Genomic DNA, 18,260 nt, shown 5'->3' with positions numbered 1-18,260 from the left:
GCAGTCCATTGTTCTGATCATAGAGCGCATCGTATAATGGAATCCAAGTTTATCCATACAAGGAGGCAATAATCCCTTATGAACAATCTATTCCAAGCGATTGCTCGCCGCGATGCCGAGGCCGTTCAAGCTCTGATTAACGCAGGCGCTGATATCAATGCGACCGATGAGCGCGGCCGTACGCCGCTGCTAGTGGCTACCCATGCGAACAATCCGGTTATCGCAGCAATATTGATCAATGCTGGCGCTGATATTCACAAACAGGATCATATTCTAGACAACCCATTCTTGTATGCCGGAGCTAAGGGTCAATTAGAAATGGTTAAGCTGCTGCTCGCTGCCGGTGCAGATACGCGGATTAGAAACCGTTACGGCGGTGTTGCGCTTATCCCAGCCTCGGAGCATGGCTATGTCGATGTTGTGAGGGAGCTGCTGACCACTAGCGATATTGACGTCAATCATATTAACAACCTTGGCTGGACAGCGCTCATGGAAGTCATCGTCCTCGGGAATAACAGCCCGAATCATATCGAAGTCGCGAAGCTGCTCATCGAACACGGCGCAGATGTGAACATCCCCGATAAGGATGGCGTTACCCCGCTCCGACATGCGAAGCACAGACGCTTCAACGAAATCGCAGCATTGCTGGAGCAGGCTGGCGCTCATCTCTAGTGTCTAAACTTTGACAAGAACACATGCTCTTTCTTCTGGCTCTTCTGCTCCAAGTCTTTCGCAATATCACCTTTAAGCCTGCTCACGCACTTCGCGCACAGCTTGCCTTGTCGGACAGGCGAATCACACAGATCACAGGCATCGGACAAGTTCGGATAATCGTACAGCTTCAGCCGTCCGCGGCGTATGAGCGAACGAATTCGGGTAACACCGATCGACGTAGCTTCGGAGAGCTGCTCATTCGTCAGCTGGCGGCTGCGTCTGAGCGTCTGTTCAATTGTAGTCAGCTCCGCATCCTCATCTGCTGAACATTGTGAACACATATTGCGTAAGTTCCTCTGAAATACGTTGCCACAGCCAGGACAGTGGGCGACAGATAGCTCTCTAGACATAGTTCAACCTCGCCTCTTATAGTTCTATTGAACTAATCATATCACGGCTTGGTTAAATATTCATCTAGCATTTCCGTTGGTCAAAAAAAGCACATATCGCCACTTTCGTCCCCATACATATAGCTATGAAGCACAATTGCACGACAAGGGGGAAACGAATTTGCACCAGGATGAGATCAAAGCGCTCGAACGAGCTATTGATGAAATAACGGAGATTGCCCAAGGATTCGGCCTCGATTTCTACCCGATGCGGTATGAAATATGCCCCGCCGATATCATCTATACATTCGGCGCTTACGGCATGCCGACGAGATTCAGCCACTGGAGCTTTGGCAAGACGTTTAATAAGATGAAGATGCAATATGACTTTGGGCTAAGCAAAATCTATGAGCTCGTCATCAACTCGAACCCCTGCTATGCCTTCTTGCTAGACGGCAACTCTCTCATCCAGAATAAGCTAATCGTCGCTCACGTGCTCGCTCACTGTGACTTCTTCAAGAATAATGCGCGGTTCAGCGCTACGAACCGGAATATGGTAGAGAGCATGTCGGCTACTGCCGAGCGTGTCAGCCAATATGAGATGGAATATGGCACCGATGAGGTTGAGAAGTTTATCGATGCCGTTCTGGCGATTCAGGAGCATGTAGATTCGACGCTGATTCGGCCATACAAGCTGGACAAAACACAGTACATTGAGCTGCTGAATAAGGAGAATCAATTGATTAAAGCGCCTCGCCAATCGCAGTATGACGATCTCTGGAATCTCGATCAAGAGGAGAAGGATCAAGCTGCAGGCATTTCGGCTAAAAGCGCCTCCGACGCGAAGAAGTTCCCGCCGCAGCCTGAGAAGGATCTCATCTGGTTCATTGAGGAGTACTCGCCGAATTTGCAGGATTGGCAGCGGGACATCATGTCGATGCTGCGAGATGAGATGCTCTACTTCTGGCCGCAGATCGAGACGAAGATTATGAACGAAGGCTGGGCTTCGTATCGCAAAGGTGCTTAGCTCTAATTACAAAAAGAAACGACCTCAATCCAAGGTCGTTCCTAAAAATTATCCATTTGCTCTTGTGCTTTTAGTCACAGAGATATCTACTTTAAATGCGCCATTTAAATCTTTCCGATTAATTGCAATGACTTTATCACGTATTCTGAGTGTTAAATTTTGTTCGTAATCAACGTATAGCCCAAATTGCCAATCTTGTCGTTTATCAGTAGTATACTGACTGGTCAAATACTTTCCGAAATTACTAAAAGGAACTGTAATTGTTGCATCAGACGATTGTTTCTCTCCGCCTAATTTTAGTTGGATTGTGGATTTTTCCTTCTTAATTTTTTGCCATGTCACTTTTGCAATAGTGAATTTGAAGTAAAACTGATATCCGTTTGGCGGTAGTTTATAGTCAGAAAAAACCGCGAGCTCGTTTGCTCCATAATTATTCAGAAAATCAATTTGCACGGATTTCATTAACTGTTTGTTCAATTCTTGAAATTTCTGTTTTTGTGAAATTACATCCTTTTTCCATTTTCCATTCAAATCAAGCAAATTAGAAGTGGTTATGTACCGTGAATTGATATGATTACGGTCGCTATTGCTTGTTTCGATGCTGATCATGTCCTCTACATTACCCTTATCCAATTCCCAGCCGTTTTTGGTGAAATTCGCAGATCCTACAAATGCTATTTTCTCATCGATCAAATAAATCTTTGCATGAAGATTAGTTAACCAACGAATTTCGAATCCATGTTGATTAAGCTGCTCAAGCGCTTCAACCTCCACGCTTCCATTCACATACTCCACGCCAGGCGGTACCGTAATCAGGGAACGCCTTTTTACCGTATTAGGCAACTTTTTAACTAATTCTTTAACAGCCGGTAGCGTCACATATGGTGAGATAATGGTAATGGAACGGGTACTCTTACCTACTTGCTCGATTAGTGACTTATGGAAATCACTTCCCAAGAACTGACTCATTAATATTGCCTCCTAGCAAAACTCATATCCAACCACAGATTCCTTGCATTATTCGACATAAAAAATCAATTCACCTGCATCCGTAATGTGATCATAATTTATCTAAGCTTAATCAGTTAACAACTCGAGGTAAGAAGCCAGATAACCGCCATCAGAATTGGAGGAATGGAAATGCCATCTACTGATTTGAAAGAGCTGGAATATGCCATTGATGAAATTACGGAAGTTGCGACAGGTCTAGGACTTGATTTCTATCCGATGCGATATGAGATTTGTCCTTCTGATATCATCTATACCTTTGGTGCTTATGGCATGCCCACCCGCTTCAGCCACTGGAGCTTCGGCAAAACGTTTCACAAAATGAAGATGCAATACGATCTCGGACTTAGCAAAATTTACGAGCTCGTCATTAACTCCAACCCCTGCTACGCCTTCCTGCTTGATAGCAACTCTCTTATTCAGAATAAGCTGATCGTCGCCCACGTTCTTGCCCATTGCGACTTTTTCAAAAACAATGCTCGCTTTTCAAAAACGAATCGAAACATGGTCGAGAGCATGAGCGCTACTGCAGAACGGGTTCGAGAGTATGAGATGACTTATGGAACACTTGCCGTTGAGCAATTTATTGACGCAGTCCTCGCCATCCAAGAACATGTTGATCCTTCCATCGTAAAACCGTATCGGATGTCCAAAGACGATTACATCACTTCCATGAAGAAACGTGCACCGGCTGAATCTGCTCCGATCCCATCGCCATATGACGATCTTTGGTTATTGGAAAAGGTTGAGTCGCCGGAGAAACAGGAAAAGGCAGTCTCCTTCCCTCCTCAGCCGGAGAAAGATATCCTGTGGTTCATTGAGGAATATTCATCGATACTGGAACCTTGGCAGCGTGACATCTTGACGATGTTGCGCGATGAAATGCTGTACTTCTGGGCTCAGATCGAAACAAAAATTATGAATGAAGGTTGGGCAAGCTTTTTCCACCAACGGATCATGCGTGAGCTTGATTTAACTGTTGATGAGACTATTGAATTCGCAAAGCTGAACTCTTCTGTGGTGCAGCCTTCACGGCATTCACTGAACCCCTACTACCTGGGCTTAAAGATATTCGAAGATATTGAGAAGCGTTGGGATAATCCTACTCAGGAAGAAAGAGATCGGCTCGGGCGAGTTCCCGGACGCGGAAGAGAAAAAATGTTCGAAGTTCGTGAGAACAATGCGGACATCTCATTCATTCGCAACTACTTAACCAAAGATCTGGTAAAGGACCTGGATCTGTATGTTTTCGAAAAGAAAGGTCCAGAGTGGAAAATAACCGATAAATCGTGGGAGAATATTCGGGACCAACTTGCTTATTCGCGCGTGAACGGCGGCTTCCCGTACCTCGTTGTTAAGGATGGCGATTACTTACGCAATGGTGAACTTTACTTATATCATCAGTATGAAGGCGTTGAACTGGATTTGAAATATGTGGAACGGACACTGCCACATGTTTATCAGTTGTGGGGGAAGACGATTTACTTGGAGACAGTCGTAGAGGATAAGGCATTATTGTTTATGTATGATGGGAAGAAGGTAAGTCGGAAGTTTTTGTAAGCTATCGAACTAATAAAAAGAAATCATCTGGAACCCATTGGTCCATCCAGATGATTTCTTTTATTTTAGCACAGAGCATTTTTTTCAACTAAATCATTTGTTCCCAGTTCACCACGGAAAGCCCTCGAAAGCAAAGTCTGCGATAATTTATTAAGATTATCCTCATTTAGCATTTCAAAATTCTGATTAGCTTTTTTTTCTTTTTCAAATAAGTTATCTAAAAACCTTACTATATCATTTTGTTCATCAATTGAGGGTACTGGCACAGGTAAAGTACGTAGTTGATTCAAATTTATTCCTTGTTGGGCTACACCCTTGGTTATCAATTTTAAGTAATTTTGTACAATGGGGGACTGGAAATAATAAGATAAATATTTCTGTATTAAAGACCTATTCATTGGTACTACTGCTACTTCTCGTGATACATTTATTCCCTGCATTTCAGAAGTAGGGATACCAACGTATCCAACACTACCTCGTATTGAAATTAATAACTCACTTCCAGAAAGTCTTGAACGTGGATAATTATTTTCGATTTCTTTATCAACTTTTTTCAAACTTTTTATATCAATATAACCATTCTTTAAATCACCTGCACGCACAGTTGGTACTCCATTTGGAGTATTCTCACCTGTTTGAACTATTCCGTAACAAATACTCGTATCCTGACGTAGTAAATTACCTAAAGGATAAATAGCCCAGTTTTTTGGGGATAAATTCACTAACTGTTTGTGTAAATCCTCACTCTTTCCGTCATCTGTCATTTGACCTTTATTAGAATTTAGTAAGACTTCATCTAAAATATAACTCTCATTCTTTGTTAATTCCCCGCGAAAAGCCTTGTCCAAAATTGCCGCTCGACGAAGTTCAAAGGTTGTTTTGGCTTCTTCAATTAATTGTTTGCCTTGATTGATTTTATCCAAAAGTCTTTCGACTTTATCAGCAATTCGTTTTTGTTCAAATATTGGTGGCAGTGGAAGTAACAGTGATTCAATTAACTTCCCACTAACATTCGGTTGAGTCCCGCCATATCCTAATTTAATAATCGTTTCTTTTGAGTTGTAGATGAAGTATTTCATAAAATTTCTATTAAGAACTTGTTCTGATTTTGATTCAATTTTACCAACTCGTTGATTTTGCATAGCAATTTCATCGCTCTTATAAACACCCATTTTACCAATCGATCCGGACATAGCTATTAAAAGATCATCACGTCGTATTAAAAATTTCTCGTCATACAAGTTATCAGGAACTTTAACAGCATTTTCAGTGGAAGTTTCTTCACCATTTAAATCTGAGATTCTAATAATCGATATTCCATCATCACAATAATCTGTGCTTTTAAATGCATATCCATTACTCAGACTAGCAACTCTTCCAAAATAGACCCAAATCCAATTACCCGGCACTTCATAAGGCTGTTCTTCTGAAGGCACCAAAGCCTCTTTCAACAGTTCTTCCTGCGACTTCGCAACCTTCTTACTCATTGCTGTATACCCCGGATGCTTCCGCGACTTTAGCCACCGCTGTTTTGCTTTCCTCATAGCTAACCGGCTTCGTCTCAATTGCCTTCAATTCAGCAACAACCTCGCCAAGCAATGCCAACGCTTCTTCCAGCTTCGCCATTGCTTCTTCAGCCGAGTCGATCGGATCAGGCAGGTTATCATAGGCGGACAAAGATTCGTCAGCGATCAAGCCAATATCGAGGCTGTCATCCTTCTTAAGAATGTCCTCTCGGGTGAATACGTTCCAGCGTTCGTCTTCCACATTTTTACGATCTTCTGCCGTATAAGCCGCCGCAAACGCATCGAAATGAGCCACAGTCAGTGGCGTACGCTTCCCGAAGCTTGGCATGTTAGTGCGCAGATCATATACCCAAACGTCCTTGGTACTGTCCTTATCCGTCTTCTCACGCGTGAAGAATAAGACGTTCGTCTTAACACCTTGCGCGTAGAATATGCCTGTCGGAAGACGCAAAATCGTATGCAGATTACACTTGTCCATCAAGTCGGCACGGATTTTCGTACCTACACCGCTTTCGAACAGAACGTTGTCCGGCAGAACAACAGCAGCACGAGCTTTACCGTTGACTTTCAACGCACGATAAATATGCTGAAGGAAGTTCAGCTGTTTGTTCGTTGTTGCGAACGTCAGGTCGTCACGAGTCGGACGCTCACCGCCCTGCTTCGTGCCGAACGGCGGATTCGTCAGGATGACGTCGAAGTTTTTCAGGTTGGTTCCATCATCAGACAGCGTATCGCCAAGGATGATATCGCTATGGATATCGTGAAGCATCGCGTTCATCATCGCCAGGCGATGCGTATCTTTAACTAGTTCAACACCAGTGAATGCTTGATGTTTCTGGAACTCTGCTTCCTTCTCACCTAGATCAAAGTAATCGTCTGTATTGCTCCGTACATGACGATCCGCCGCGATCATAAACCCGAACGTCCCTGCCGCAGGGTCGTTACAACGCTCTCCAGGCTGCGGGTCAACCAGCTTAACGATCACATCAATGAGGGGACGTGGTGTAAAATATTGCCCTGCTCCCGACTTCGTTTCGCTTGCGTTCTTCTCCAACAATCCCTCGTAGAGATCGCCAAGACCTTCTTCTTTCGCACTGTACCAGTCGAGCTGGTCAATGGAAGTAATGATTTTCTCCAAGTTTTTCGGCTCATTAATGTTAGAGGTTGCATTCATATAGATTTGCTTGATCGTCTCATTACCTTGGTTGCCAAGGTCTAGCAGTAGTTGACGGTAATGCTGCTGAAGCGCCATACCATGACGCTCTGTCAGCGAATCCCAACGATATTGTTCCGGTAGAATACCTTCGTTGTCGGTTTCCTTCATCATTTTGAGGAACAGCACGTACGTCAGTTCCGTTACATATTGGTGATATGTAATACCGTCATCCCGAAGTACATTACATAGATTCCAAAGCTTCTGTACAATATCCTGATTGCCCATTTACGCGTAATCCCTCTTTCTTGGTGTATACAGTGCCGTGTTAATTGTGCTTACAATTGCGTTCATCTCACCATCAAATATTCTGTTCAACTGCTTATAACCGCCTTTGCTCTTAAACGGTTCGACTTCAAAAGCCTTCTCCGGATTCGGGTCCAGCACCGATTCTTGCAGCAGTTGCTTCTCAATCCGTTTCAACCAATCCTTCTGGACCTTCGACCAGACTTTCATATCATATATCTTTTTCATCGCACTCTCAATGCGCTCTTCGTGGCTAATTAATGGATCGCCGAGCGCTTGCTGACGAATGAAGCTTATAATATCTGCAGCGATATCCTCGTTCTTCGCATCCCGCCATGCGGCTTGCAGCATTTTTTCTGAGTAGCCCTTCTGGTCAAGCTCCACCCGAAGCTTACGTAGCTCATCGCGCGTCAGATCATTCGGGCGAGTGCAAATAATCGTAAGTGCCGGAATGAGGTTCATGTTCTCTGTGATAAAGGCATGGAATCCTTCCAGATAATCCTCCGGCTTGTCGGCATTGCCATATCCTCGCGAAGTGGAGATCAGCTTGTCTTCATGCTCCGATATATAAATTCGGTGTCCTCTGCCCTGATTCTCATCAATAAAAGCAACCAACGGCTTCTTCGCCTTCAGATCTGCGCTTGCTTGCAGTGCACTCATGCTCTTCAAGTCGTCAATAAACTTCTCAATGCTCATCCCGCCGGACAGCGCTTTGAAGTCGTCGTGATCCTTCTGTGTCCAAGTACGCTTCTTGCGCTGTATTTTGGCAATGATCTGATCCTTGTGCGGTTTTCCCTGCTCTTCGTCTTCTAACTGCGTAAGCTCAGTCGTCAAGACATCAAGCGATACAGTCGGCTTCGTTACTACAGGCTTCATGTCCGTGTATGGCTTAAGCGTTTCGTAGATTCCAACTGCATCATAGATCATAAAATGATCCTTGCCAATCTCATCGCATCGTCTCGTCGCCCTGCCTAGCATCTGCTCATACAGAATCCGCGAACGCACGCGGCGCAAGAAGACGAGATTTGTGATGCTTGGAATATCTATACCAGTTGTCAGCAAATCGACCGTTACGACGATGCTAGGCAGCCGTTCATTCTTAAACAGTTTGATTGCATGCAATGGATCTTTTATTGAACCGGTAACTTTGAGTACGGCATTGTCATCTACCGCTCCATAAGCCTTCTCCAGCTCATCTTTAAAAATTCGCACCACCATATCCGCATGATCATCAGTCGCAGCGAAAATAAGTGTCTTCCCATCTGACTCAGGATCGATGTATTTCGTCAGTTCTTCCAGAATGACGCGGTTGAAATTCTCCGTAATGACCGTTTTATTGAACTGAGTCACTTCCAGATTGATTTCATCCTGCAGCATCTCTTTCTCAATATTTCCTGACGAAATATCGTATACGGCAACCTCTTCGCCAACCTGCCATTTGATCCCGTGCTTCTTCAACTGAGTCTCGAACTGCATTGGAGGCTCATGGTCGATCAAATACCCGTCGATAACCGCTTCGCGATACGAGTAGTTAAACACCGGACGACCGAATATCTCAACCGTATGCAGAGCCGGCGTTGCCGTCAATCCGATCCGGAAAGCATCGAAATAGTCCAGCACCTTGCGATATTTACTGACGTAGTCTTCATGGTCGCGGAATTCCAGCTCCAGCTCGGACATTTCCTTATCAAGCGTATATCCTCGATGGGCTTCGTCGACAATCACACAGTCATATTGGTCAACGGGCGGGATATCCGCCTCGTCTGTTTCATTATAGAAGATGCGCTTAACCATTCCTTGAACGGTTGCGATCTGTACCTTGGTCTCCGGATTCGGCTTCTTGTCATCCAATGACTTTAGCTCAAAAATCTCCGTAAACGAATGGTAGCTCTCCAGCTTAGAATCCTTAAAAGCAGCCTCAGCTTGGCGCCCAAGCGCCGAGCGGTCCACGAGGAACAGAATACGCTTAAAGCGGTTATGCTTGATGAGTCGGTAAATAAGCCCGATTGCCATGCGAGTTTTGCCCGTACCCGTAGCCATCGCCAGCAAAATGTTCCGCTGCCCGTTATCAATCGCACCCTCGACTGATAGGATTGCATCCTCCTGATATGGACGCAGCTTCAAGTAATCCAATGTCTCGTCCTGCAAATCTTTGGCTGCCTTCTCTACATCCTGTCGTAGCAAATCCTTCAGCCCTTGCGGGGAATACCACGCTTGCAGCGGGCGTGGATGGTTGGTCGATTTGCGAGCGTCGAGGAACCAAATACCGGACATATGCTTCAACTGCTCCAAGTACGGTCGACCATTGGTAGAGAACAGAAAAGGTACTTGGTAGTTGCCCCAAGGTCCGTGAATGATTTCATCGCCATGGCGTACGACTTGCATCGCATACTTTTTAGCTTGAGCGATATCCGCTTCAACGTTCTTGCTGATTCGCTTTGCTTCTACAATGCCGACCAGCTCTAATCCTATAAACAGTGCATAATCGGCGAAGCCCGTCTTAAGCGCCCATTCTGCGATAGCTATGTTGCGCCCTTTCTCTGGACGGATACCTAGTCCGTAACGCAGCGTCTGTGAGTCTACTTCCCAGCCGGCTTGCCTCAGTTTATCGTCAATGATGCGCCGTGTCTCGGCTTCGGTAAGCGTAAAGGCACTGCCAGCTTGCTTGGACTTCGTATGGCGTTTATTCTTATCCTCATTACTCACCATAACTTGTTGTCTACGAAGTTCTTCTAACTCTTGTTCCTGCTTAGCTAGTCTTGCTTCATAAGCTTTCGCTAATTCAGCCAATTGCTCTTCATTACCTGCAGCTTCTTCTGGAGTAGGTTCAACATACTCAAGTGGTTGGTAGTTCCAATCACCATACACCTGCATGAACCATACGGCAGTACGAAATGCCATCTTTGTAAGAAGCTTCGCCTCAGCTGTTGTCCCGTATATACTTGTATCATGGCTAGCTTTATTGCCGATTTTCCGGAGAGTATGCAAAAGATCCAAAACCTCATCAGTGACAAGGTCATCACGCTTTAATTTGTTCAAGCGATCTAATTGACTCATATCTTTCGTCTCAATCATCTCTTCAAGTGCACAAAGATATTGAGTCAACGTCTCACCAAACATACGCAGCTTTATAAGCGATGTATTGGGATCAACAAACAAATTACGTTCCGCCATCTCTCCAAGAGTCGATAAGATCTCCCAACGATCATGTAAGAAGTCAAAGTTTCCAGCCATTCACAACACCTCAATGCTAAGTTGATATCATGCAATTGGTTGCTAAATGCAAATAAATCAATTGTCCAGCTAGGCTTAAATAGTTCCTAAGTTCCAGATCCGAGTATAATTTCGGTGAAAAGTCCTTAAAATCCTTTATTTCCATTAAATCCAAGTTTAATTGCAAAAAGAGGCACATTCAATCCGCAGATTAAATGTGCCTCCTAATTACTATCCATTGTTGACTACTTTCATTAATGCACGATGTATCTCCTTCCACGATTGATCCAGATTAATCGTCATTATTTCCATTGTAACATTAGCATTCCATCTGAACGTTTCGTCTACCTCAATTCCGTTAAACGGATAAATCAATATGCCTCTAACGCTCAATGTAACTGATTGGTGCATCAGATAAGTAAAGAGCTGATACATGTTGTGGCTATGGAAAGTTGATTTCCCAAAATTCTCTTGAAAAAGATTTTTGTAAAACTTCGCATCGATGATGATTTTGTGATGCCCAAGTTTATGGGTAAGAGATACATCCGTTCTCATGGCTGGCAGGAATGAATTGGATCCCTCAAGTCGCCATTTCATAGTTTCTGAAGAGACATTGTAATCACGTTGCTCCATACGAAAGAAATGGAACAAGAATTTCTCGAAAATATGGTTTAAAGAGGTCTCATCAACGGTTGCGGAAAATAGAGACCACTGCCCAGCTTTATGAGAAAGCAACGTAAAATCAAATAATATCTTTGCAATATGGATCATACGCCTATATTGCATGCTAAACCGGTTATAGCTAATTTGTGCAAATAATTCATTCCCAAGTGGCGGTGAGTCTACCTCCGGCAAAGATTCCGCAATTTTAAATGCACGTTGCCTGGTCTCTTCTTTCACGTATCTGTTCATACAAATTGCAAGCAATGTTGATTTCATGATTTGATTTAACCTAATATTTGCTGTGTATTCATCCTTTTCACATACCATGACCGGTGCTCTCGCAGCAATAAATGACAGTGATTCATTCATCAACAACCGTCCGCCTAACCGATCAGTCGGTTCCCTGGTTGCTACATAGTCTTTAACGAGTCCACGGCGAACTACAGAAACAGCTTCCCGCAAAAATTGTTTGCAGATAAAATCATACGTAATCAAATCCTCGTCGACGTCATTTATACTTTTGATGAGCTCCGGCATTTCATGAACATAGCTCAGCATACAAAATAGATTGCGGATCGGTACTTTAAATTCGTTCTCCATCATTGCAGCCCTATAAATAAAGAGTTTACAATTTCAGGACGGTCATAGAAATATTCTTCAATTAAGGGTTTGATCTCAAACTCGATTATTCCCTCGTACCAGCTTGCTTCGTCGAGGAAATCCGGTTTCTCTGCAAAGAAGGAGTGACCGATGGCGTAGCTTCTACCTAATTGGTAATCGTCAATAATTTCTTTGTTAATCTTTCCGACATCATGAAGTATACGTTGCACAAGGTTAGTGGAAACGCCGGATTTTTGAAGAACGCGACTCCATTTTTCATTAAAATTCGGTTCGAGCGTCACAAACGCAAATCTGCGGCGAAGAGCTACTTCAATCTGCGCGAGAGATCGATCTGCTGTATTCATCGTACCAATTAAGTAGACGTTGCTCGGAACAGTAAACTTCGCCTTTGAATAGCTCATGGTTACAAATTCATCGCGTTTATCGCGCTCGATCAGCATGAATAACTCGCCGAATATTTTTGATAAATTGCCTCGGTTTATTTCATCGATTATGAAAAAGAAATCTTGTTCTGGCTGCTTTAACGCGCGTTCACAAAACTCATAAAATATGCCATATTCCAAATTGAACCCATTTTCATTAGGTCGATAACCCATCACGAAATCTTCATAAGCATAATTTTGATGAAATTGCACCATTTCAATACGGCTTTCATCTCTAGCTCCCATAATCGAATAACCCAAACGCTTGGATACGAAAGTTTTACCGACTCCCGGTGGACCCTGCAAAATCAGGCTCTTTTTATATTTTAATAAGTTAGCCATGCGATCGTATAGTTCTTCACTAATAAATACTTCATTCAAGAAATTTTCTTTTGTATACTCCGGTAAAGAATCCAAATTGCCGATAACTAAGCCTGAACCTTCAGCCATTGATGTTATTGCAGCATATAGATTTGGTTTTAGTATCCAGATGAAATGACCATTCTCCGCATTTTCCCAATCGAACAGCACTCGAAAATAGGATGTTTTCCCGTCATTTCCCTTTATTAGAGGGATATCCGTTGCTTCATAAATTCGTTTTGCGAGTTGTACGATTGGTGCATTGAAAGAGGAAGAATGTTTGCCCATTGCTGCGGCAAGATTTGTAGCTGTTGCGTTTCCGCCTAGTTCGTATATTTTATAAATAAACTCTAAATCACTCGTTCTAAAGATCTGATCGTTCTGGAGAAGTTCTTCCCACGTTTTCACACTGATTGCATCTTCTGTTGCTGTGGAATCTATATTCTCAACTTCTTCCGGGAATGTTGGTTGTTCATCAGTAGCTTGTTCATTAAAGAAAACGTGCGCAATCGATATCATTTGACGGTGAAACGAATCATACGTGAAGGTTTCGCTCTCCATATGACTCACTAAATTCTCTATACCTCTGTTGGGATGTTGGTCGCCAAATACGAGTCCGTATCGGATCCCCTTATCATAATCAATTCCAAGAAAACACTGCGGGGCTGTACGATGATTAAGATGCTTACTATTATAGACTGCCAGCCAGCATTCGCTAGTCCCAAAATTTTGATTCCAATCAAATCCGTTTAATACCTTATTCGGTTCAAAATCGATCTTTTCGAATACGTCCATATTGCGAACGGCTTCATGGACCTTACGTAGTTCCTCTTGAACTTTCTGTTTCACATTCGCATAATACAACTGAAACAGGATCGTGAAATTGTTCCATGATTGCAGTATATTCGTATCATACTTCCCTTTCACATGCTGTTTGATCTCCTCTAGATCATCAATCACCACTGACCCGGATTCAATCATTCTGTTAACCACTTCAAACTTGATACGATTAACCTTTTCTTGATTGCGATATCTCTCCCGCAAACTAATCAGCATGTCGGAATCGAATTGTGCGATGGTTGCTAACATTTGTTCTGGGTGTTTCATATAAACACCTAATTCCGTTGCTAATTCATATAAGTATTTAACGGCACTTTCTACAATAATCTGATCATATTGAGTAGCACAGAAGAAGAAATCTTGAATATCGAGCATCGTTAAATGAGGATATGTCTTTGATAAGTGCTCCTTAGCAACCTGACACATATTTAAAAACATTTGATAATTGCTGCCTACACTCCCAAGCTTGACATTTACGCCAAAAGCGGACTTTATATTTGTAAATACCTCTTGTTTGTAAATTGGGTAATCTTCGCAGTTCAAAGCTGAAAGGAGGTACCCAAATAACGGTGCTCCAAGTGAGATCGAGGGATTATACTGTTTTCCTTTTTCTCTAAACTGTTCAATTCTGTCTTCAACACTAGACGTTGACAAATAAAGCTCGTTCAACAGTTCAGCAACTTCAACCGGACGATCTTCTGCATATTTAATCAAGTCAGCTATGCTGCTCCAGTGCACGAAGCTGCCGGATTGCGGATTCTCTTTTTGAATCTTTTTTAGAACATCGCTTACAGTGAATTCATTGATGTCCTGACCCTTAATGAATTGGTTTAATCGAGGAAGAATCTCATATTTGTATGATTCATCATACATATCGGAATCTTTATAAGCTAAGTATCTATTGAACGAAATATCTATGTAACGATCCCGCAGCATTTGCTTATTCAATTGTGCGTAATCCATTCTTGATTAACACCTCGTTTATATTTGTGATATCGTATTGCTGTATTTTTTCTCTAAGTTTTGCTTATACGTTAGACCTTCTGAATCAACCCATTCAATGGGTCCCGCTGCCGACCTTCCCAAGATCACCGCAGCAGCTGCGCTTATACTCGAGAAGACTGCATTCTCTTTAAAAACATATATGTTACCGCTCTCTTCAAGAATATTCGTTTCGATCAACTTCTCCCGGAGCTTGAGATAGCCCTCAGATAACGAGTTCTGCGTTTGCTTTAAACATTGCGAATTCTTGAGAACAATAAAGCCTTCCTCGGTTTCAAGCATCCTAGCTTCCGCCGATTTGCTCTTTAGATAATACAGCTTGTTATCGGTTGATTTTTCAAGTCCATTGCGAATTTCGTTTAACGGCTTATATACAGACGGTATCAGGAACATAAAATTAACAACAGGCAGTATCAATTTGATTTGCTCCAGATAAAATTCCATGTCGGAACGATCTGATTCCGGAAGCGTCGTTAATTCCGGATTCACACTATTATCGATTTCAGCAGCCTTAGCTTCTCGAGCTTGCGAAATGATCTTTGATTCAAGATACTTGATATGTGCTTTTGTCAACATTTCATCCTTACTTATGAAAGCGACAAGTTCAACAAAATCTTTGTCCGAGTTGGCAAGATGCTGCTTTAACCGTTTCTTGAGATTCTCGGCTTCCCCAATATAGATTCGTTCATTGAAATTATCGCTGTTCGGCATTGACTTCAGTATATAAACGCCAGGTCGCTCGAACTCTTCTCGATCCAACACCTTGGACAGCGAAGAACGGAGAGTATAAATGGCTTTGCCGGACCAATTTCCAATTTCAATCGTCCTCGGACCGGTCGCTAATCCGTCGATTAGGAATATCGTAAGTTTCTTTCCCATTGAGCTAGCTCTCCTTCGATTACTACATCATTATTTATTTAAGAGCTGCTTCAACTGATCTAGCTTCAGCCAGGGGCGTCTGCGATGAAGCATTCGGTGACAATTGGAACAGACTAGCGCGATATCTTCCGCCTTCGCATGGTATTCTCCCGACATCTCGGAGATCGGAATCGTATGATGCCCCTCGATAAAATCTTCACCAATTGCTCCGTAATGCTTTACAAATGAAAATCCACAAGCCATGCAGCTTAGCAATTTATCCTGCTGCTTATACTTCTCCTTCGCTGCTTTTATAAGATACGGATTTCTTTCAGTAATCCGATGTAATCGATACACCTTCTTACCTTCCGCGAAAAGCTCCGATTCCTCCGCATCTTCAAAATATTCAATATCAGGCATACCCCATATTTTGTGCAATTCTACTGCATGAGATTCGCTTATTTTATAGTTTGTCTGATTCGCTATTCGAAGAATAAGCAAATCTTCAAGCACCTTAATCTGCATAACCGTCACTCTCGGAATAAAACCGTTTATTACTTTAACCTCGAGCAGTTCTATCGGTACTCTGAGACCAGGCTCTTTCCATTCATCTGTTTTCCAATATTGCTTGGCATCCTCATCAGTTCGAAGGATCGGCGGACCAATTATAACCCCCCTTGCAATGAGACCTCCACTTCCTGGATGACCTGCCTCGGCTCGCCACAGGAATACTTCATCCCCAGTACGGATTACCTTCTCGAAATGTTTCTGTCGTAGGCTCCACCATATGAATTTCCGGTCCGAAACGTAACCGTCAATATTGAATTTGTTTGGATTCCCTTGGAATATCCATGTTGTTGGATCTGCAGGAACTTCATCCTTCAATTCGGAGAGAGAAAGATATGCTACCGCACTCTTCGAACCGAACTTCAATAATAAAGCCTCTGTATGCTCTCGAAGCTTTTGCAACAGATAGGCTGGTCCTTCTTTACCATTGAATGATAATCGTTCCTTGCCGTCACCATCTATTTCTTCAAACCATTCATCGATTTCAAAAACACATTCGACTTTGCCACGATTAATTCCGACTGCATATTGAAGATAATCTTTTCGCTCTTTTTTAATCACCCAAAGGTGCCTGGAAGCTTCGTAAAGAGTCTTACCTTCATCGATTCCATTATGAATTTTCAATAATACGATTTCTTCTTTCATTAAGGCTATCCCCTTACGAATCCAGAAGTAAAAAGCAAATTTCATCATCAATTGCCATTAAATTGAAGTGTTCGACATGAAAACAAATAAAACCTTTAAGTTCATACGCAAAGGCGCTTAAGCTAGAATAATAAAAAAAGACCAATCCTCCATATTCGGAAAATTGGACTTTAATATCAAGCCACATGCTGCTTAAATCTAGTGTTCATCGGTCAGTTATTGGATTTGCCGAATAATTAGAAATCCTTCGGTAGTCCATTGCTATCATAAAAGTCTGGGTCGGCTGCCGGGCAATCATATCCGGCGAAAGAGCCTACCATCATCGCTGTGGCTTGCTGAACCGATACCCCAAGATACTCGTTCAGTTCATTCGCAGCATACTTACCATACAGCTTCTCACCAGGGTACATTCTGTAACCCTTCTCAAAAAGCCGTACTTCAATGACCTCATCTGTTACGGGGTGGACGTTAAATGAGTAATCAGGTAAAAGCGGTTTCAAGTTTGTATCACTATCCTCTCAATTACTCATGTTGTCCCTTAAATGCACATTTCATACATTCAGCTTAATACGCTCTTTTTAGACAAGCTGCTGAAAAAACTTCTAGAATTCTGTCATATATATAAGCGGTCGTTTATATACTAGTATCGAGGTGATAACAATTAGTCCACTAGCGCTCGCTCCTGTAACCAAAGCAAACGTATCCACTAAGACGTTTGGAGTATTTGCAGTTTTGAACCAGTTAAATAACAAAGTGTTCATCGGCTCTGGCAATTTGTATTCCCGTAAAGCTTCGATTTGGAGTCAATTACGCTCTGGAAAGCATCCGAACGCTAATCTTCAACATGAGTGGGATCAATTCGGTGAGAGCAATTTCAAGTTCGTTCCTCTGTTCGAGTGCGAGAACGCAGATGATATGAAGTTTGTACCAGAATGTAAACGGTATTGGATCCGGCTTACTAGGGCAATGCAAAAACAATACGGCTATAACTTATACAAGTTAACGCCTGGCAGCAGTCGCTTCATCATGCGAATCGGATTTACAGAACAAGCAGCATAGCAAACAAACAGCCCTTTTTTCCACTTTGGAATTAAGGGCTGTTTGTTAATCTTTATTTATTGATTCCTTATCAAGCAACTCATGATGTTGTATGTATTCAAGAAGTGCTTGTAGATGCGGCTTATTTTCAATATTTAGAGAGTAATAAATCCAAGTGCCTATTCGCTTTTCTTTTACAAGTCCAGCATCCTTCAATTTTTTTAAATGCTGACTCACTCCTGGTTGAGACATCTTCACAAGAGTGACTAAATCCTGCACGCATAATTCTTGCTCACGCAATAGGACAATTAGCGTAAGCCTTGTTTGATCGCTAAGTATTTTAAATAGTTTCGACATTTCATGAAGCTGCTTCATAAGCATCGCCTCTTGACTATGGGATTAACAAAT

The 18,260-nt window shown here is 42.6% G+C and carries 14 protein-coding genes and 1 pseudogene; 4 read left to right on the top strand and 11 right to left on the bottom strand.

What is annotated here, in order from left to right; all coding sequences use genetic code 11:
* Window positions 1–78 precede the first annotated feature (78 nt).
* Entirely contained in the window at window positions 79–672 is a 594-nt protein-coding gene (locus tag AC0YNX_RS28415; RefSeq protein ID WP_475819080.1) for an ankyrin repeat domain-containing protein, read from the top strand.
* Here the strand turns inward: AC0YNX_RS28415 and AC0YNX_RS28410 are convergent.
* Window positions 669–995: a flagellar protein gene (locus AC0YNX_RS28410; protein ID WP_475819079.1), complete on the bottom strand. Its 327-nt coding sequence runs from the start codon at window positions 993–995 to the stop codon at window positions 669–671. The genes AC0YNX_RS28415 and AC0YNX_RS28410 overlap by 4 nt on opposite strands.
* 229 nt (window positions 996–1,224) lie before the next feature.
* Here AC0YNX_RS28410 and AC0YNX_RS28405 point away from each other — a divergent pair.
* A pseudogene (locus AC0YNX_RS28405) lies at window positions 1,225–2,055 on the top strand (SpoVR family protein); the annotation flags it as partial.
* 63 nt (window positions 2,056–2,118) lie between these two features.
* Here the strand turns inward: AC0YNX_RS28405 and AC0YNX_RS28400 are convergent.
* Entirely contained in the window at window positions 2,119–3,039 is a 921-nt protein-coding gene (locus AC0YNX_RS28400; protein ID WP_475819078.1) for a phospholipase D family protein, read from the bottom strand.
* 171 nt (window positions 3,040–3,210) lie between these two features.
* On the opposite strand from AC0YNX_RS28400, the gene AC0YNX_RS28395 reads away from it, so the two are divergent.
* On the top strand, window positions 3,211–4,638 hold the full coding sequence (locus tag AC0YNX_RS28395) for a SpoVR family protein (protein ID WP_475819077.1): 1,428 nt from the start codon (window positions 3,211–3,213) through the stop codon (window positions 4,636–4,638).
* Window positions 4,639–4,703: 65 nt separating this feature from the next.
* Here AC0YNX_RS28395 and AC0YNX_RS28390 read toward each other — a convergent pair whose 3' ends face one another.
* The 8 genes from AC0YNX_RS28390 to AC0YNX_RS28355 form a co-directional block, all read right to left on the bottom strand.
* Window positions 4,704–6,125, bottom strand: coding sequence for a restriction endonuclease subunit S (locus AC0YNX_RS28390; RefSeq protein WP_475819076.1), 1,422 nt, complete (start codon window positions 6,123–6,125; stop codon window positions 4,704–4,706).
* Entirely contained in the window at window positions 6,118–7,605 is a 1,488-nt protein-coding gene (locus tag AC0YNX_RS28385) for a class I SAM-dependent DNA methyltransferase (protein ID WP_475819075.1), read from the bottom strand. The genes AC0YNX_RS28390 and AC0YNX_RS28385 overlap by 8 nt, the downstream gene beginning before the upstream one ends.
* On the bottom strand, window positions 7,606–10,857 hold the full coding sequence (gene hsdR / locus AC0YNX_RS28380; protein WP_475819074.1) for a type I restriction-modification system endonuclease: 3,252 nt from the start codon (window positions 10,855–10,857) through the stop codon (window positions 7,606–7,608).
* 210 nt (window positions 10,858–11,067) lie between these two features.
* Window positions 11,068–12,099: an McrC family protein gene (locus AC0YNX_RS28375; protein ID WP_475819205.1), complete on the bottom strand. Its 1,032-nt coding sequence runs from the start codon at window positions 12,097–12,099 to the stop codon at window positions 11,068–11,070.
* Window positions 12,099–14,705 (bottom strand): AAA family ATPase, encoded by a 2,607-nt coding sequence (locus AC0YNX_RS28370; protein ID WP_475819073.1) that lies wholly within the window; start codon window positions 14,703–14,705, stop codon window positions 12,099–12,101. The genes AC0YNX_RS28375 and AC0YNX_RS28370 overlap by 1 nt, the downstream gene beginning before the upstream one ends.
* Window positions 14,706–14,723: 18 nt before the next feature.
* Window positions 14,724–15,506, bottom strand: coding sequence for a GIY-YIG nuclease family protein (locus AC0YNX_RS28365; RefSeq protein WP_475819072.1), 783 nt, complete (start codon window positions 15,504–15,506; stop codon window positions 14,724–14,726).
* Between the two features lie 147 nt (window positions 15,507–15,653).
* Window positions 15,654–16,814: an HNH endonuclease gene (locus tag AC0YNX_RS28360; protein WP_475819071.1), complete on the bottom strand. Its 1,161-nt coding sequence runs from the start codon at window positions 16,812–16,814 to the stop codon at window positions 15,654–15,656.
* Window positions 16,815–17,050: 236 nt separating this feature from the next.
* Window positions 17,051–17,224 (bottom strand): hypothetical protein, encoded by a 174-nt coding sequence (locus tag AC0YNX_RS28355; RefSeq protein ID WP_475819070.1) that lies wholly within the window; start codon window positions 17,222–17,224, stop codon window positions 17,051–17,053.
* 322 nt (window positions 17,225–17,546) lie between these two features.
* Here AC0YNX_RS28355 and AC0YNX_RS28350 point away from each other — a divergent pair, with 322 nt between their 5' ends.
* Entirely contained in the window at window positions 17,547–17,873 is a 327-nt protein-coding gene (locus tag AC0YNX_RS28350; RefSeq protein WP_475819069.1) for a GIY-YIG nuclease family protein, read from the top strand.
* A 45-nt stretch (window positions 17,874–17,918) separates the two neighbouring features.
* Here AC0YNX_RS28350 and AC0YNX_RS28345 read toward each other — a convergent pair whose 3' ends face one another.
* Window positions 17,919–18,227: an ArsR/SmtB family transcription factor gene (locus AC0YNX_RS28345; protein ID WP_475819068.1), complete on the bottom strand. Its 309-nt coding sequence runs from the start codon at window positions 18,225–18,227 to the stop codon at window positions 17,919–17,921.
* Between the last annotated feature and the right edge of the window lie 33 nt (window positions 18,228–18,260).

The sequence above is a fragment of the Paenibacillus sp. J31R98 genome (assembly GCF_056269245.1).
This window is presented reverse-complemented; position numbering and strand designations above follow the sequence as displayed.

Coding starts and splice junctions, on each gene's coding strand:
- AC0YNX_RS28390 (WP_475819076.1), bottom strand. CDS start 6,125: ATGAGTAAGAAGGTTGCGAAGTCGCAGGAAGAACTGTTGAAAGAGGCT.
- AC0YNX_RS28360 (WP_475819071.1), bottom strand. CDS start 16,814: ATGAAAGAAGAAATCGTATTATTGAAAATTCATAATGGAATCGATGAA.
- hsdR (WP_475819074.1), bottom strand. CDS start 10,857: ATGGCTGGAAACTTTGACTTCTTACATGATCGTTGGGAGATCTTATCG.
- AC0YNX_RS28415 (WP_475819080.1), top strand. CDS start 79: ATGAACAATCTATTCCAAGCGATTGCTCGCCGCGATGCCGAGGCCGTT.
- AC0YNX_RS28370 (WP_475819073.1), bottom strand. CDS start 14,705: ATGGATTACGCACAATTGAATAAGCAAATGCTGCGGGATCGTTACATA.
- AC0YNX_RS28400 (WP_475819078.1), bottom strand. CDS start 3,039: ATGAGTCAGTTCTTGGGAAGTGATTTCCATAAGTCACTAATCGAGCAA.
- AC0YNX_RS28375 (WP_475819205.1), bottom strand. CDS start 12,099: ATGGAGAACGAATTTAAAGTACCGATCCGCAATCTATTTTGTATGCTG.
- AC0YNX_RS28385 (WP_475819075.1), bottom strand. CDS start 7,605: ATGGGCAATCAGGATATTGTACAGAAGCTTTGGAATCTATGTAATGTA.
- AC0YNX_RS28345 (WP_475819068.1), bottom strand. CDS start 18,227: ATGAAGCAGCTTCATGAAATGTCGAAACTATTTAAAATACTTAGCGAT.
- AC0YNX_RS28355 (WP_475819070.1), bottom strand. CDS start 17,224: ATGTACCCTGGTGAGAAGCTGTATGGTAAGTATGCTGCGAATGAACTG.
- AC0YNX_RS28410 (WP_475819079.1), bottom strand. CDS start 995: ATGTGTTCACAATGTTCAGCAGATGAGGATGCGGAGCTGACTACAATT.
- AC0YNX_RS28395 (WP_475819077.1), top strand. CDS start 3,211: ATGCCATCTACTGATTTGAAAGAGCTGGAATATGCCATTGATGAAATT.